Source organism: Testudinibacter aquarius (assembly GCF_004342725.1).
Lineage (GTDB): Bacteria > Pseudomonadota > Gammaproteobacteria > Enterobacterales > Pasteurellaceae > Chelonobacter > Chelonobacter aquarius.
In genome coordinates this window covers 1-15,033 of the sequence record NZ_SMCP01000009.1, presented here as the reverse complement: position 1 = coordinate 15,033, position 15,033 = coordinate 1, and the positions used below count along the sequence as shown (strand labels likewise).

15 protein-coding genes are annotated in these 15,033 nt (G+C 47.0%); 13 read left to right on the top strand and 2 right to left on the bottom strand.

What is annotated here, in order from left to right; genetic code table 11:
- The first annotated feature begins 71 nt into the window (after positions 1-71).
- The 11 genes from ybeD (at position 72) to EDC16_RS09395 (ending at position 11,050) form a co-directional block, all read left to right on the top strand.
- Positions 72-338, top strand: coding sequence for a DUF493 family protein YbeD (gene ybeD, locus EDC16_RS09445; RefSeq protein WP_132967614.1), 267 nt, complete (start codon positions 72-74; stop codon positions 336-338).
- Between the two features lie 45 nt (positions 339-383).
- Positions 384-1,109, top strand: a complete 726-nt coding sequence (gene lipB, locus EDC16_RS09440; protein ID WP_132967613.1) for a lipoyl(octanoyl) transferase LipB — start codon at positions 384-386, stop codon at positions 1,107-1,109.
- Positions 1,110-1,148: 39 nt separating this feature from the next.
- Positions 1,149-2,111 carry a lipoyl synthase gene (gene lipA, locus EDC16_RS09435; protein WP_132967612.1) on the top strand — a complete coding sequence of 321 codons (963 nt, stop codon included), beginning with the start codon at positions 1,149-1,151 and terminating at the stop codon, positions 2,109-2,111.
- A gap of 309 nt (positions 2,112-2,420) precedes the next feature.
- Positions 2,421-3,872, top strand: coding sequence for an ammonia-forming nitrite reductase cytochrome c552 subunit (nrfA, locus tag EDC16_RS09430; RefSeq protein WP_416069098.1), 1,452 nt, complete (start codon positions 2,421-2,423; stop codon positions 3,870-3,872).
- Positions 3,873-3,963: 91 nt separating this feature from the next.
- Positions 3,964-4,584: a cytochrome c nitrite reductase pentaheme subunit gene (nrfB, locus tag EDC16_RS09425; RefSeq protein WP_132967610.1), complete on the top strand. Its 621-nt coding sequence runs from the start codon at positions 3,964-3,966 to the stop codon at positions 4,582-4,584.
- Complete coding sequence (gene nrfC / locus EDC16_RS09420) at positions 4,581-5,258, top strand: cytochrome c nitrite reductase Fe-S protein (RefSeq protein WP_132967609.1); 678 nt, start codon at positions 4,581-4,583, stop codon at positions 5,256-5,258. The genes nrfB and nrfC overlap by 4 nt, the downstream gene beginning before the upstream one ends.
- Positions 5,255-6,217, top strand: a complete 963-nt coding sequence (gene nrfD, locus EDC16_RS09415) for a cytochrome c nitrite reductase subunit NrfD (protein ID WP_132967608.1) — start codon at positions 5,255-5,257, stop codon at positions 6,215-6,217. The genes nrfC and nrfD overlap by 4 nt, the downstream gene beginning before the upstream one ends.
- A 64-nt stretch (positions 6,218-6,281) precedes the next feature.
- Entirely contained in the window at positions 6,282-8,168 is a 1,887-nt protein-coding gene (locus EDC16_RS09410) for a heme lyase CcmF/NrfE family subunit (protein ID WP_132967607.1), read from the top strand.
- A complete protein-coding gene (locus tag EDC16_RS09405; protein WP_132967697.1) occupies positions 8,168-8,737 on the top strand; it encodes a DsbE family thiol:disulfide interchange protein in 570 nt (189 codons plus the stop codon). The genes EDC16_RS09410 and EDC16_RS09405 overlap by 1 nt, the downstream gene beginning before the upstream one ends.
- A gap of 1 nt (position 8,738) precedes the next feature.
- A complete protein-coding gene (gene nrfF / locus EDC16_RS09400) occupies positions 8,739-9,794 on the top strand; it encodes a heme lyase NrfEFG subunit NrfF (protein WP_132967606.1) in 1,056 nt (351 codons plus the stop codon).
- Between the two features lie 44 nt (positions 9,795-9,838).
- On the top strand, positions 9,839-11,050 hold the full coding sequence (locus tag EDC16_RS09395; protein WP_132967605.1) for a BaiN/RdsA family NAD(P)/FAD-dependent oxidoreductase: 1,212 nt from the start codon (positions 9,839-9,841) through the stop codon (positions 11,048-11,050).
- 75 nt (positions 11,051-11,125) lie between these two features.
- Here the strand turns inward: EDC16_RS09395 and EDC16_RS09390 are convergent, their stop codons facing one another.
- Both EDC16_RS09390 and EDC16_RS09385 read right to left on the bottom strand, forming a co-directional pair.
- The gene (locus tag EDC16_RS09390) at positions 11,126-12,904 is read right to left on the bottom strand and encodes a DUF3413 domain-containing protein (protein WP_132967604.1); all 1,779 of its coding nucleotides are present in this window, start codon (positions 12,902-12,904) and stop codon (positions 11,126-11,128) included.
- Between the two features lie 34 nt (positions 12,905-12,938).
- The gene (locus EDC16_RS09385) at positions 12,939-13,160 is read right to left on the bottom strand and encodes a DUF1414 domain-containing protein (RefSeq protein ID WP_132967603.1); all 222 of its coding nucleotides are present in this window, start codon (positions 13,158-13,160) and stop codon (positions 12,939-12,941) included.
- Between the two features lie 147 nt (positions 13,161-13,307).
- Between EDC16_RS09385 and yejK the strand changes: the two genes are divergently transcribed.
- Positions 13,308-14,360 (top strand): nucleoid-associated protein YejK, encoded by a 1,053-nt coding sequence (gene yejK / locus EDC16_RS09380; RefSeq protein WP_132967602.1) that lies wholly within the window; start codon positions 13,308-13,310, stop codon positions 14,358-14,360.
- A 76-nt stretch (positions 14,361-14,436) separates the two neighbouring features.
- Positions 14,437-14,856: an outer membrane protein assembly factor BamE gene (gene bamE / locus EDC16_RS09375; protein ID WP_132967601.1), complete on the top strand. Its 420-nt coding sequence runs from the start codon at positions 14,437-14,439 to the stop codon at positions 14,854-14,856.
- Positions 14,857-15,033 lie beyond the last annotated feature (177 nt).

The window sequence follows — 15,033 nt, the reverse complement described above, 5'->3', positions numbered from 1 at the left end:
TTATTAGCGATCATAAAATCCCTGCCAGTCAGGGATTTTTAATTAACAAAGAAACAGATTAAGGACATAAAATGGAAAAAACCAAATTACATGAACTACTTGAATTCCCATGTGATTTCCCCTATAAGGTGATGGGCTTAGCGCAGCCGGATTTACAGGATAAAGTGTTGCAAGTGGTGCAGAAACACATCCCGGGTGATTACGCTCCGACCATCAAACCCAGCAGCAAAGGCAACTATCATTCGGTATCGATTACCGTGAGAGCCGACAATATCGAACAGATTGAAACCCTATATAAAGAATTGGCAGAGATCGACATTGTCAGAATGGTGTTGTAACAGCAAAACTCAAAGTGCGGTTTGAATCCAATGAAGAAGCCATCTATGCCATTTTCACAACAACAAATAATAGCGCAATCAACAGAACAACCGATAGCAAATCGTCTCATTGTACGCCAATTGGGCGTTCAGCCTTATGAAACGGTGTGGCAGCAGATGCAGCAGTTTACCGATAACCGTGATGACCGCACTTTAGATGAAATCTGGCTGGTGCAACATGCGGCGGTGTTTACTCAAGGGCAGGCAGGTAAAGCGGAGCATCTGTTGCAGCAATCTTCGATTCCGGTGGTACAATCCGATCGCGGCGGACAAATTACTTATCATGCGCCCGGACAGTTGGTGATGTATGTGCTATTGGATATCAAGCGTAAAAAAACACAAGGCAATAACTTAGCCCATAGCAGCGACTTCAATGTACGCCATTTAGTCTCTGCGTTGGAAGATTGTGTGGTGGCGACGTTAGCGGATTATGGCATTCAGGCGTATCCAAAAGCAGACGCACCGGGTGTTTACGTTGATGGGCGTAAAATTTGTTCGCTTGGTTTACGCATTCGCCGTGGTTGCTCGTTTCACGGTTTAGCATTGAATATCAATATGGATTTAACGCCGTTTAATTATATTAATCCGTGCGGTTATGCCGGTCTGGAAATGTGTCAGTTGAGTGAATTAATCGGTGATCAGACTTTACTTTGTGAGCAGGTTGCCCCACAATTACTGCAACATTTTATTAACCTAATGGGTTATCAACAGATCCAATACGTTGAAAATTAATCGAGCCTTAATCCGAATCAAAACAAATCGAGAGCTATAATGGGTAAACCTTTCAAAATGGAACGTGGCGTGAAATATCGCGACGCCGCCAAAACCTCAATTATTCCGGTCACCAATATTAATCCTGATCAGGAGCTGTTGCCGAAACCGGCGTGGATGAAGATTAAACTGCCGGCAAGTTCCGCAAAAATCGACAGTATTAAAAACGGTATGCGCCGCCATGGTTTGCACTCGGTGTGTGAAGAAGCCAGCTGCCCGAATTTGCATGAATGTTTCAATCACGGTACGGCAACCTTTATGATTCTGGGGGCAATTTGTACCCGCCGTTGCCCATTCTGCGATGTGGCACACGGCAAACCGTTACCGCCCGATCCGGATGAGCCGAAAAAACTGGCGGAAACCATTCAAGACATGAAATTGCGCTATGTGGTGATCACGTCTGTCGATCGTGATGATTTGCCGGATCGTGGCGCAGGGCATTTTGCCGATTGTGTACGCGAAATTCGCAAACTCAATCCGAATATCAAAATTGAAATTTTAGTGCCGGATTTTCGCGGCAGAATCGAACAAGCGTTGGATAAATTAAAAGATAACCCGCCGGATGTGTTTAACCACAATTTGGAGAATGTGCCACGTCTATACCGTGAGATTCGTCCCGGCGCTGATTATCAATGGTCACTAAAACTGCTGCATGATTTCAAACAGATGTTCCCACACATTCCGACCAAATCCGGCTTAATGGTCGGCTTGGGCGAAACCAATGAGGAAATTTTGGAAGTGATGCAAGATTTACGCCGCAACGGTGTCACCATGCTGACCTTAGGGCAATATCTACAACCAAGCCGTCATCATTTGCCGGTGGCACGTTATGTACCGCCAAGTGAGTTTGAGATGATGCGTGAAAAAGCCGATGCGATGGGTTTTGAACACGCTGCTTGTGGACCATTTGTACGTTCTTCCTACCATGCCGATTTACAGGCGCAGGGCATGGAGGTCAAATAAATTGTGTCGGCGATAGCTGATTGATCATATTCATAATAATAGACCGCACTTGTTGTTTTTTAAAGCAAAAGTGCGGTTTTTTTATACTTTGAGAATACTACTTTAGAGGTATTTTGAGTGAGAAATTTGATCAAAAACAACTATTCAAGATATATCTATGCAAAAACTAAGGGCATTTGCTAATTTAGCCTTGAAAAAGCTGAACCTGATTGTGCAATGCTATTCTTTATCAATAACATGGCTTTTAGTATAAATGTGCATTGCTTTTTAAATCTACCTTGTGGGAATGTCTCTACGGAGGAAATTATCGTGAATATCGCAAAACAAAAACTGACCTCGTTATTCAGTCTGGTCGCTCTAATCGGCGCTGGTTGGCTGTCAGCGCAAAATGCACTGGCAGAGGAACAAAAAACAGAAGCCGATGCAAAAGTTGTTATCCAATCGAATAACCAAAAATTTGCAGAAAAATACCCGTTGCAATTTAATACTTGGTCGGCAACGTCTGAATCTGATGAGTTAGCCTCGGCAATCGGTGAAGATCCGCGCATGATTGTATTATGGGGCGGCTATTTGTTTTCACACGATTATAACAAACCACGCGGGCACTTTTATGCTATTAAAGATGTGCGTGAAATTTTGCGTACCGGTGCACCGACCGGGCCTAATGACGGTCCACAACCGATGGCGTGCTGGACCTGTAAAGGCCCTGATGTACCACGTTTAATTGCAGAATGGGGTGAGGACGGTTATTTCAGCGGGAAATGGGCAAAAGGCGGGCCGGAAGTGGTGAATGCCATCGGTTGTGCCGACTGCCACGACACCACCTCTGCTGATTTTGCCGAAGGCAAACCGGCGTTGCGTATCGCGCGTCCACACGTGTTGCGTGCTTTGGATAAAATTGATAAAAACTTCGCTTCCTCGGATAAAACTGATCAAAGAGCCGCGGTTTGTGCTAACTGTCACGTAGAGTACTATTTTGCCGGTGATACCAAAGCGGTCACTTTCCCATGGGATAAAGGTACCAGTGTTGATCAAATCGAAGCATATTATGATGAAATCGACTTTAAAGATTGGACTCACTCTCTGTCTAAAGCGCCGATGTTGAAAGCGCAACACCCGGACTTTGAAATCTGGTCTGCGGGGATGCACGGTAAAAACGGGGTAACCTGTATCGACTGCCATATGCCGAAAACACAAACCGCTGACGGCAAAGTTTTTACCGACCACAAAATCGGCAATCCGTTTGATGCGTTTGAAAATACCTGTGCCAACTGCCATGATCAAAGCAAAGAGAAGTTGCAAGACATCGTCGCTTCGCGTAAACACGAAGTGAAAGGTGTGATGATTCGTTTGGAAGATCAACTGGTGAAAGCGCACTTTGAAGCCAAAGCCGCTTGGGATGCCGGTGCAACCGAAGATGAAATGAAAGCGGCATTGCAAGATATTCGTCATGCACAATGGCGCTGGGACTATGCGGCAGCCAGCCACGGCGGTTATATGCATGCGCCGGATGTCATGCTGCGGGTGTTGGGTACAGGTCTGGATAAAGCCGGTGATTCACGGGTCAAACTGGCACGGGTGTTGAGCGCGCATAATGTCAGCCAGCCAATTGCGATTCCTGATATCTCCACCAAAGAAAAAGCACAGGCGGTGATGGGCATCGATTATGAAAAAGAGAAAAAAGCAAAAGATGAATTCTTGAAAACCCTTGTACCTCAATGGGATAAAGAGGCCAAAGAAAAAGGCTTACTGGGTGAATAATAGCTGATTAAACCGCACTTGAGTATTGCTGAGATCAAAAAGGCAAAAGTGCGGTATCAAACAGACTAACTAGCGAATATTGAGGGAAAAGATGATGAGGGGAAATCTTCTGTTAAAGGCTGTCAAATTGATAGCTGTATTAGGCGCAGGTTTGCTGACGACCACCGTTTCGTCTGCAAACGCCAATACCCAAGGCGCCAAAGTGGGCAATGAACTGACGTACCAACCAGAGTTGGAAAATCAGCGCGATCCGAATAAATATTGCGCACAATGCCATAAATTTAATGACGAGCAATTTCATGGCATTCATTTGACCAAAAAGAATCCGGCAACCGACAAGCCGATCAACTGTGTCAGTTGCCACGGCAATATTTCGGAAGATCACCGTCGTGGTGTGAAAGATGTGATGCGTTTTCATGGTGATATTTTTGATGGCAAGACGCCGATGTACAGTGTACAGGAACAAAATCAAGTTTGTTTCTCTTGTCATCAACCGGAAAAATTGCGCGAAAGCTTATGGGCGCATGATGTGCATGCGATGAAACTGCCGTGTGCCAGCTGCCATACTTTGCACCCGAAAGCGGATGCAATGCAGGGCATTGCACATAAAGATCAAGTGAAATTGTGCGTCGATTGTCATGGTAAACAACAAGAGTTGTTGGAAGCCAAAACCAACCCGCAACCTGTGATTCAGGATAAGGATAAAAAATGAGTTGCTCACGCCGAAACTTTGTTTCCGGCATGGGGGCTGGGGCTCTTATCCTGATGACCGGAAAACCCGCACAAAGTCTGGCTCAGACTTTGACGATTAATGAAGTGCGGTATGGCATGCTGCACGACGAAAAGCTTTGTATCGGCTGTACTGCCTGCATGGATGCCTGTCGTGAAGTGAATAACGTACCGGAAGGGGTATCACGTCTGGAAATCATTCGGGGAGAACCGCAAGGGGAATTTCCTGACGTAACCTATGAGTTTTATCGCCATTCTTGTCAACATTGCAGCAATGCGCCTTGTGTGCACGTTTGCCCGACCGGCGCCTCATTTATTGATGAGGCAACCGGGATTGTCGATGTGCATCCGGATCTGTGTGTCGGCTGTCAATACTGCATTGCGGTTTGTCCGTATCGGGTGCGTTTTATCCATCCGAAAACCAAAGCAGCGGATAAGTGTAATTTCTGCCGTGATACCAATTTGGCAAAAGGTCGCTTGCCTGCCTGTGTTGAGGCTTGCCCGACCAAAGCATTGACCTTTGGTGATTTGGATGATCCGAATAGCGAAATTTCACGCCAAATCCGTGAAAAACAGGTGTATCAAACTAAAGTTGAGTTGGGTACCAAACCGAACTTGTACCATGTTCCGGCTAAAGCAGGGGAGATCAGACGATGAGTAGTCCATTCCACTTCCCATCATTAGTATGGGACGAAATCATTGCGATTTATCTCTTCCTGTTGGGGATTTCTGCCGGGGCAACCTTGTTGGCGGTGTTGTTAAAACGCAGTTCAATTTTGGCGAGCAGCGATGCTAGTCGTAATAACGTGATTCGCAGTGCGGCAATCATTGCGCCGGTTAGTTTGATTGTCGGTTTGACCATTTTGATTTTCCACCTTACCAAACCATGGACATTCTGGATGTTGATGTTTAATTATCAACCGCAATCCGTGATGTCAATGGGGGTTATGCTGTTCCAAGTCTATATGCTGTTCTTATTCCTGTGGCTGGCGATTGTGTTTAAACAGCTGCTTGCCGAATGGATTGACCGCTATATTCCGGCATTGGGCTTTGTGAAGAAAATCATTACCCTTGCCGAAAAAGTCACTAACCCGATTGAGTTGATTCTGATTCTATTATCGGTCTTACTCGGCGCTTACACCGGCTTCCTATTATCAGCGCTGGTCAGTTATCCGATGTTGAATAACCCGGTATTGCCAATTCTATTTTTGGCTTCAGGCACCTCATCAGGGATTGCGGCATTGTTACTGGCTATCGTCTGGTGCTGCCGTGAACCGACCCATTCCGCTTCGGTTTCGTTCTTGCATAAGTTTGAAACCCCGGTGGTATTGATCGAACTGTTTTTATTGTTCGCCTTCTTCGTCGGCTTGTATTTCGGTGGCGGACAAAAAACCGTGTCGATGGTGACGGCAATCGGTGGTGGTTTCTGGTCTTGGGTTTTCTGGATCGGTGTGGTGTTGATTGGGCTGTTGCTACCGCTGGTGTTGAATGCCATCAGCAGCGCAGATCTGAAACACCGCAAAGGCTTTATTATCTTCACCGCACTTTGTACCCTGTTCGGTGTATTCTGCCTACGTTTCTTTATCCTTTACACCGGACAAATGACGTTAGCGTGATAAGTTGTTAGAATGACGGGATTATTTTGAGTAATCTCGTCATTTTTATTTGAGTGAAACAAAAATGCTACCAGAATTCGGCTATTTCGCATTAATTTGCAGTTTCATGACCGCACTTGTGTTGTTGCTGATCCCGTTTTTGCCGCAGCGATTGGGCTGGGTGTCGGCTACGCCACTGCTTTGCGTATGGCTGTTTTTATCTGCGCTGGCGGCGATTACGATTTTGGCTTATTGTTTCGTCCAAGACGATTTTTCGGTGTTGTATGTGGCTTCGCATTCCAATACTGAGTTACCGCTACTGTTTAAAATTGCAGCGACTTGGGGCGGACACGAAGGCTCGATGTTGTTCTGGTTGGTGACGCTATCATTGTGGACAATGCTGTTTGCGCTGTTCAACCGCTCGAGTGATCGCCTGTTCACGGCGCGGGTGGTGGCTGTGCTTGCCTTGATTTATACCGCACTTTGCCTCTATACCTTGATTTTATCCGATCCGTTTGAGCGTTTGTTCCCTGCACCGTTTCAGGGACGCGATCTCAACCCGATGTTGCAGGATATTGCGTTGGTGTTTCACCCGCCGTTGCTGTATCTGGGCTATGTCGGCTTTGCGCTGAATTTTGCCCTGTCGATTGTGACCTTACTGTGTAAAACCGATCAACAAACGTTTGCCGCTTACAGCCGCAGTTGGGCGCTGCTGAGTTGGGGCTGGTTGACTTGTGGTATTTTACTCGGTGCATGGTGGGCGTACTACGAACTGGGCTGGGGCGGTTGGTGGTTCTGGGATCCGGTCGAAAATGCCTCGCTGATGCCGTGGTTGCTCGGTTTGGGGCTAATCCACAGCTTAATCGGCACGCAACGACACGGTTTATATCCCTACTGGAGCTTATTGTTGTCGCTGCTGGCGTTTTCCGCTTCATTGCTCGGCACGTTTATTGTGCGCTCGGGCGTAATCACCTCGGTGCATGCTTTTTCTATCGATCCGTCGCGCGGTTATGCGCTGCTGGCGATGTTTTTTCTGTTTAGCGGCATGGGTTTAGCCATTTTTGCGCTGAAAGCTAAAATCAGCGAAGTGCGGTCTGCGACGGGCTGGTTTTCACAGCCGACCGCACTATTACTACTCAATATTCTCACCGCCATTGCTGCATTTAGCGTCCTGCTCGGCACTTTCTATCCGTTGCTGTTCAGCACCTTCGGTTTTGGCTCAATTTCGGTTGGTGCACCCTATTTTAATACTATTTTTACCCCATTAGTGCTGTGCTGTTTGTTGATGATGCTGCTGTGGCTAAATGGGCGTGCGCGACATTGGCAACGCTATCTGCTGAATATGCTGCCGGCGTTAGTTTGTACTTACCTTGTGATCGACTGGAATATCCGGCTCGATCCGCTCAAAGGCTGGCAAGGCTTGGCGTTCACGTTTGTACTGCTCGGGTTTTGGTTGCTATTCAGCCTGTTGCATTCGGCTTGGTTGACTTATCGGCAACAACGACTAAAAACCGCACTGCCGATGTTGTTCGGTCATGCCGGCTTGGGATTGGTGGTGATTGCGGCGATGATGAGCGGTTACTACGCCTCCGATCTCGGTGTCAAACTGGCAGCCGGGGAGCAAGCACAGTTGCACGGTTATCAATTTGATTTTAAAGGCAATGAATATCGTCTCGCCTCGAATTACACCACCGATACCGCCCACTTGAACGTCACGCATAACGGTACGCAGTTTGCCCTCTATCCGGAAAAGCGTTTTTACGATATTCGCAACAGCATGATGAGCGAAGTGGCGATTCAAAACGGTGTATTCGGTGATCTGTATGTGGTGCTGGGTGATAAATCGGCGCAACAGCGTTATTCCTTTGGTTTCCACTATAAGCCGCTGATTCAGTGGCTTTGGCTTGGCGGCTTACTGATGGCATTGGGCGCATTTTTGTCGATTATGTTGCCAAAGTGGAGGGCATTGTGATGAAAAAACGCCTTGCGCTGTTTTTACCCTTGCTCGCCCTGCTGGCGTTGGGCTTGGTGCTGCTGCTTGGTTTACAACGCGATCCGTCGCAGCTGGCATTGGCGCAACAAGGCAAACCCCTGCCGGAGTTTCAGCTGACGGATCTGCTGCAACCGACACAACGGATCGACAACCGCACTTTACCAAAACAGCCGTTTTTGTTGAATGTGTGGGGCAGTTGGTGCCCGAGCTGCATTGTTGAGCACCCGTTTTTGATGCAGCTGAAACAGCAGGGCTACCTGATTTACGGCTTGAATTATCGTGATAATCCACAGTCGGCACGGCAAATGTTAGTCACCAAAGGCAATCCGTTTGTGCAGGTGCTGAACGATCATGACGGCAAGCTGGCATTGGCTTTAGGGGTTTACGGTGCGCCGGAAACCTATCTGATTGACGGTGACGGGATTATCCGTTTTCGCTATGTCGGTGAGTTGGAGCAAGCCGTGTGGCAACAGCAGTTTATGCCGTTGCTGAAAGACTTTTCAACGTCAGTTGCCACACCTTCAGTTTCTACAATAAAGGAGCAATAAGATGTGGCATAAATGGAAATTATGCAGTTTATTGCTGTTTGTGTTGACGATCAGTGGCATTAGTTATGCCGAAATTGTCGATACCTATCAATTCCAATCGCCGGAAACCCGCATCAGAGCGGTTAATCTGGCAAAATCGTTACGTTGTCCACAATGCCAAAACCAAAATTTGGTCGAATCTAATTCGCCGATTGCCTACGATTTACGGCTTGAAGTATATCAATTGGCAGACGCCGGCGTAAGCGATCAACAGATTGTCGAACAGATGACGGCACGTTTTGGCGATTTTGTGCGTTATGACCCACCGTTTAAAACCACCACCTGGCTGCTGTGGAGTGCCCCTTTCGTGCTGTTGCTGTTGTCCGGTGTATTATTATGGCGTAAAAGCAAAGGCAAAACGCAATCTGAGTCCGATCGGTTAGCTGAACAACAAAGTGCGGTTAGCACAGAATTTGCGGCGGCGACAGTTAAGCCAACCGGCTTTAATGTTGCCTTCGGTGGCGGATTGATTGTCGTCATCGGGCTCAGTGCGATGTTACTCTACGGCTTGAGCGGTCGCTATCCCGCTTGGCAGCAAGGCAGCAAGCTTAAAGCGGAAGTGGTGCAAAGCGGCAGCGAACAGCGGCAACAGTATCGGCAGGAGCTGCAAAATGCGTTGCGTGCCGATTATAACAACGGCGAAAATTGGTTTCAGTTGGGGTTGAATTACCTGCAAGCAGAAGAGTACGCCAATGCGCTGGAGTCTTTTAACCGCGCTGAATATCTGCTCGGCACAAACAGCGAACTGCTCGCCGCCGCCGCAACCGCACTTTACTATCAAGCCGACAAAAAATTAAGCGATAAAGCGAAGTCGTTGCTTGATTTATCACTGCAACAAGATCCCAAACAACTGCGAGCATTGTCATTACTGGCGGCTGATGCGTTCGGGCGTGGCGATTATGCCCAAGCTAGCCGCTACTGGAAGCAGATTTTAGACAGCAATCACCCTGATCTGGATCGGCGTAACCTGATCCAAAATCTGCAAGCGGCGGAAATGTTAGGCGGAATACAGCGTTAAATTGCGCTATAATCGCCTTTTCAATTCAGGTAGCGGGCAAAACAATGCAACAAACAAAGTATGACGTGGTGATTATCGGCGCTGGTGCGGCAGGTTTATTCTGTGCTGCCCGTTTGGGGCAGGCTGGTAAGTCGGTGTTAGTGCTGGATAACGGTAAAAAAATCGGACGCAAAATTTTAATGGCGGGCGGCGGTTTCTGCAATTTTACTAATCTAGACGTGACTCCGCAGCACTACCTTAGCCAAAATCCGCATTTTGTCAAATCCGCACTTGCCCGCTATACGCAATGGGATTTCATCTCGTTGGTTAGCGAACATGGTATTGGCTACCATGAAAAAGAGTTGGGGCAGCTGTTCTGTGACCACAGCTCGCAGCAGATTGTCGATTTATTGCTAAAAGAGTGTCAAAAGGGGCAGGTTGAAATTCAATTACGCCAACAAGTCGATACAGTTGAACGCTTGGAAAATGCCGATGGCGGCAAAGTGCGGTTTCGGCTGCAAAGCAACGGCAACAAATTGTTGTGTCATCATCTGGTGATTGCGACTGGCGGGCTTTCAATGCCGGCGTTGGGCGCAAGCGCATTCGGTTATAAGCTGGCAGAGCAGTTTGGTTTGAACGTGGTTGCGCCTCGAGCCTCGTTAGTACCGTTCACCTGGCGCGAACAGGATAAAGTTTATGCGCAGTTAGCCGGTGTTTCGCTGGCGGTCAATGTCGAAGCGAAATCTGGCAAACAGTTTTACAACCAAATGCTGTTCACTCATCGCGGACTTTCCGGCCCGGCAATGCTACAGATTTCCAACTATTGGCAGCCGAACCAAACCCTAGCAATTGATTTATTGCCACAGCAAAATATCAGCGATTATCTACACGAACTGCGCCAAACTTCGCCAAAAATGCAGCTAAAAACCGCACTTGGGCGCATTTTGCCGAAACGTTTGGTGGAATTATGGCTTGAACTGAAACTGTTCGACGATCAAGCCATTGCACAACTCTCCAAAGTGCGGTTGCAGCAATTGGAACAGCTTATTCACCACTGGCAATTCGACCCCAACGGCACCGAAGGCTACCGCACTGCCGAAGTGACCATGGGCGGTGTCGACACTGCGGTGATTTCCTCTAAAACCATGCAGGCGCATGACATTCCGGGCTTATATTTTATCGGTGAAGTGCTGGATGTCACCGGTTGGCTCGGCGGCTACAACTTCCAATGGGCGTGGAGTTCAGCCTATGTGTGCGCCGAAGCGATTGCGGCGTAATCATGGCGGTAGTATAAGGAGAGCCTAAAGTGCGGTTGACCGCACTTTTTCAGTGGCAGGCATTGTTATAATGTCTTAATCCAAGAAATTGCGATCGCGGTTAAACATCTGCAAGAACAGCGCCAGTGGTGGTTTTTCAGAATTCACCTGTTGATATTGGGCATTATATTCTCGGTATTCCCCTTGAGAATCAATCTGGTATTGCGTGCCGTCATCGGCAACCACCACGTTCCAACGCTGGTTGGCAACGAATACCCAATCATCACTCGTTGAATTCAGTAGATCATGTCCTTGGCTATAATCCCGTTGTGGATTTTGCACTTGGAACAGCTGCTGCATCAGGGTCGGCACAATATCCATTTGTGACGAAATTTGCTCGATCTGCCGTGGCGCTTGGTTCGGTAAGGCAATTAGCAGTGGCACTTGAATCCGATCTCGCCCGAAATAGTTGTTATCGCGATTATTCTGCGGCTGATAGGAATAGCCCTGATCAGCGGTGATCACCACCACCGTTTTGGCCAATTCGTCTGGCGAGAGTTCTGCCAAAATCTGGCGCAGCTGGCGATCAATCTCTTGCAGCTGCAAGCGGTAATACTGCTGTTGCGCTTCGGGATCTTGTTTGGCAAAAGCCGCCATTGCACCGAGCAGATCATATTGCAGATAACTGAACCAAGTTTGTTGGTTTTGCTGCCGGTGCCAAGCCAGCCATTGTTGGGTGCTTTGTTGATTTAACCCATTGAAATTCAGCGCTTGTTGTTGGAATAAAGCGCGGTTATACAGTGGCGATTTGAACGGTGCGGTAACAAACAGCCCGAATTGGTAATCCAACTGTTGCATGCGTTCAATCCAGACCGACTGTTCACGTTGATTCAGCAAGCTGTCGAAATAGTTGGCATTCAAGCCGTAAAACAGACTGACCAATGCCATATTCGGATTGTTGCCGCCACTGTAATTATTTTTGAAATCAAGTGAATTTGCGGCAAAGGCTGTCAGTGACGGCATATCGGCTGGCGTGATTGCATCATGACGCAAACCGGAAATATTGATTAACAAAATATTCTGCATTGCTGCTTTATCTGCTCTATCTGCTCTATCCGCATAGCGCAGCGGCTGTTTCGGATAATCCAGATAAGGAGCATCCGCCCGACCACTGTTGGCGATTCGGTCAAGATAGGTATCGCGGTTCAGCAGTTGGTTTTTTTCCAAAAAGGTTCGGGCGGTCATCGGATACGAAAGCGGTAGGTTGGCTTTTTGCACCGTAATCGGACGATAGAAATAGGCGTCCGCCCAAGCGTACAGCAAGTGCGAGGCGATAAAGCAGAACATCAGTCCGTAAGCCACTTTGCGAATCCATTTTTTCCGTTCCAGACTGCGTAATTTATCCCATGACCAGCGTGAAAACAGCATCACAATCAAGAAAATCAGCGGCATCGGCACAAAAAAACGCTCCCAATTACGGGCAAGATCGCCGTTATCGGGATTGATCAGAATATCCCATACCAGAAAAGATAAATGTAGGTGGAAGCGGTTAAAGATTTCGGTGTCCAGCAACAGCAGGGTTAAACCGAGGGTGGACAGCACCACGCCGACCGCACGCAAGCTATAAGGGTTTTTGATCAAAAAACTGAGCGGAAATAGAATCAGCAAATACAGCGCAAACACGATAAAGCTGAAATGACCGAGGATATTCAGAAAAAAGTAGATTTTGCCGATCAGTGTATTCGGCCAGTCGGCAATAAACGCATAGCGCGAGCCGATCAAAATCGCACAGACAATATTGAAGAAAGCAAACCAGTGTCCCCACGCAATTTTTTGCGAGGTGGCTTCCCAATATTGTCTTGGAATCTTCAGCATATTCTTTTGCCTGTTTTGCGAACTGAAAGTGCGGTTATTCGCGTGGTTTTAAGGAATTTTTTAAGGCATCACAGAATGCCGCTGCCAACGCCTGCTGCTGATTGCGCCCGACGCTGGATTGCAATAGATTGGTTACGGTGTTGCCCAATGCCATCAATGACAGATCGACCGACGCCTGATGTTTTTCCAGCACCGCTGCCAAATCGCTAAGCAGGACTTGCATTTGGTGATCGCTGTATTTTGATTGGGTTGCCATAAATTGAGTCCTCTTAAGATAGCATGCGCTGATTATTCGGTGATCTGGCAGAATGTTAGCATATTTTTTACGTTACCGCTAAAAAAGCCGTTGCCGATTGGGTATAATGGCGTTTGTTTTGCAAAAGAAAATTAAATGGATCAATAAATGAGTATAGAAGTTAAACAGATCATTCTCCATCAGCTTTATTTAAGCGGAAATATAGCAGAAAAAGCGGCTGAAAAAACGGAAAATCAGGCGGAAAACCCCACATTAACCACCCGCTTGCGTTCGCAATTGCTGCCGGTGAATGATGAGATCGAGCAGATGATGTTGCAACTGCATCAGAATTACCAAAGCAAAGCCTTGGCGTACGGCGTGTTTAAAGGTGAATCGCAATTTGCCCGTCAATTAAATCGATTGATGGAAAATGAGCTGGACTTTATTACATTCAGTCAACAAAGTGCGCAGAGTCTGGCGGCGGAATTGGCAAAATATGTGTTTGCCGACAGCGGCACTTTTATCCTGTGCCAATATACTTTTTTGGCGATCGATTACCTGTTCCTTGCACTGCTCGATAGCCGTCACAGCATGTTGGTGGACGAAGAGCTGGATATTCGGCACACATCGTATTTGAATATTCAGCAATATGACATTGCCGCCCGTTTGAATTTGACCGAATTGAAACTGTTAGCGGCATCCAACCGCTATTTAAGTTTTATCAAAGGGCGGGTTGGGCGCAAAATCTCCGATTTCTTTATGGACTTTCTGGGGGCAGACGGCGGTTTTGATCCAAAACAGCAGAATTTAACCTTGTTGCAAGCGGTAGACGATTTTTGTCAACAAGGTGAATTGAGCAGCAAACAAATTCAGGAAGTGAAAAAACAGGCGTTTGATTATTGCAAAGGGCAATTAAAAGTCGGCGAGGAGGTTGTGTTAGAGGAACTTTCTGATACTTTACCGAGTCTAAACCAGCAGAATTTCAGCCAATTCAGCCAACAACAGCAGTATGAGCTGGCGGACAGCTTTCCGCCGCTTTCCGGCGCGTTAAAATCGCTGACCAAATATTCTGGCTCCGGCAAAGGCGTGACCTTGAGTTTTGATGCTGCATTATTAAACGAGCGAATCGTATGGGACGAACAAAGCGACAGCTTAACGATTAAAGGTTTGCCGGCGAATCTGCGCGATCAATTGCAGCGCTTTGCCAAATCGGACGCTTGATGTTAAATCAGTTGGCATTTTTGCCAAGTTTAGGTATTATCCGTAACAAAATCGAGAATAATAAGGTAGAAAAAAGATGAGATTGAAATCAGTTTTAGCGATTCTTTTAATCAGTATCAGTGCAACCTCCTGTTCGTTATACAACAAACTGGTTTATCGCATTGACGTACCGCAAGGCAACTATCTGCAGGCCGAGCAAGTGGCGCAGTTACAAAACGGCATGACTCCGGAACAGGTACAATATCTGCTGGGTACGCCGATGTTGACCGACCCGTACAGCAGCTACACATGGTACTATGTTTACCTGCAACAAAAAGGCTACGAAGATCCGGAGCAATACACCTTAACGGTTAACTTTAACCAAAAAGGCACTGTCAGCGACTTCAACCTCGACAGACCACTGCCACAGCAACAAGACGCAGACATCAAACCGCTTGAGTTGGAAAATAATAAAAGCTGGTGGCAATCGATGAAAGATTTTTTTAGTTTTTCATAATAAAATTTTTTATTAATATTATATTCAGGGCGGATTTTATATCCGCCCTTAGTTTATCGATAAAGATCTTTAATTAGGCAAAGTAGCAACTGTGTTTCCTGTTTTTTTGGAAACACATTTTTAACCCACAGATACTGTGGATAAATGGCGTGTAGCGTCCCATTTCTCATTACGTTT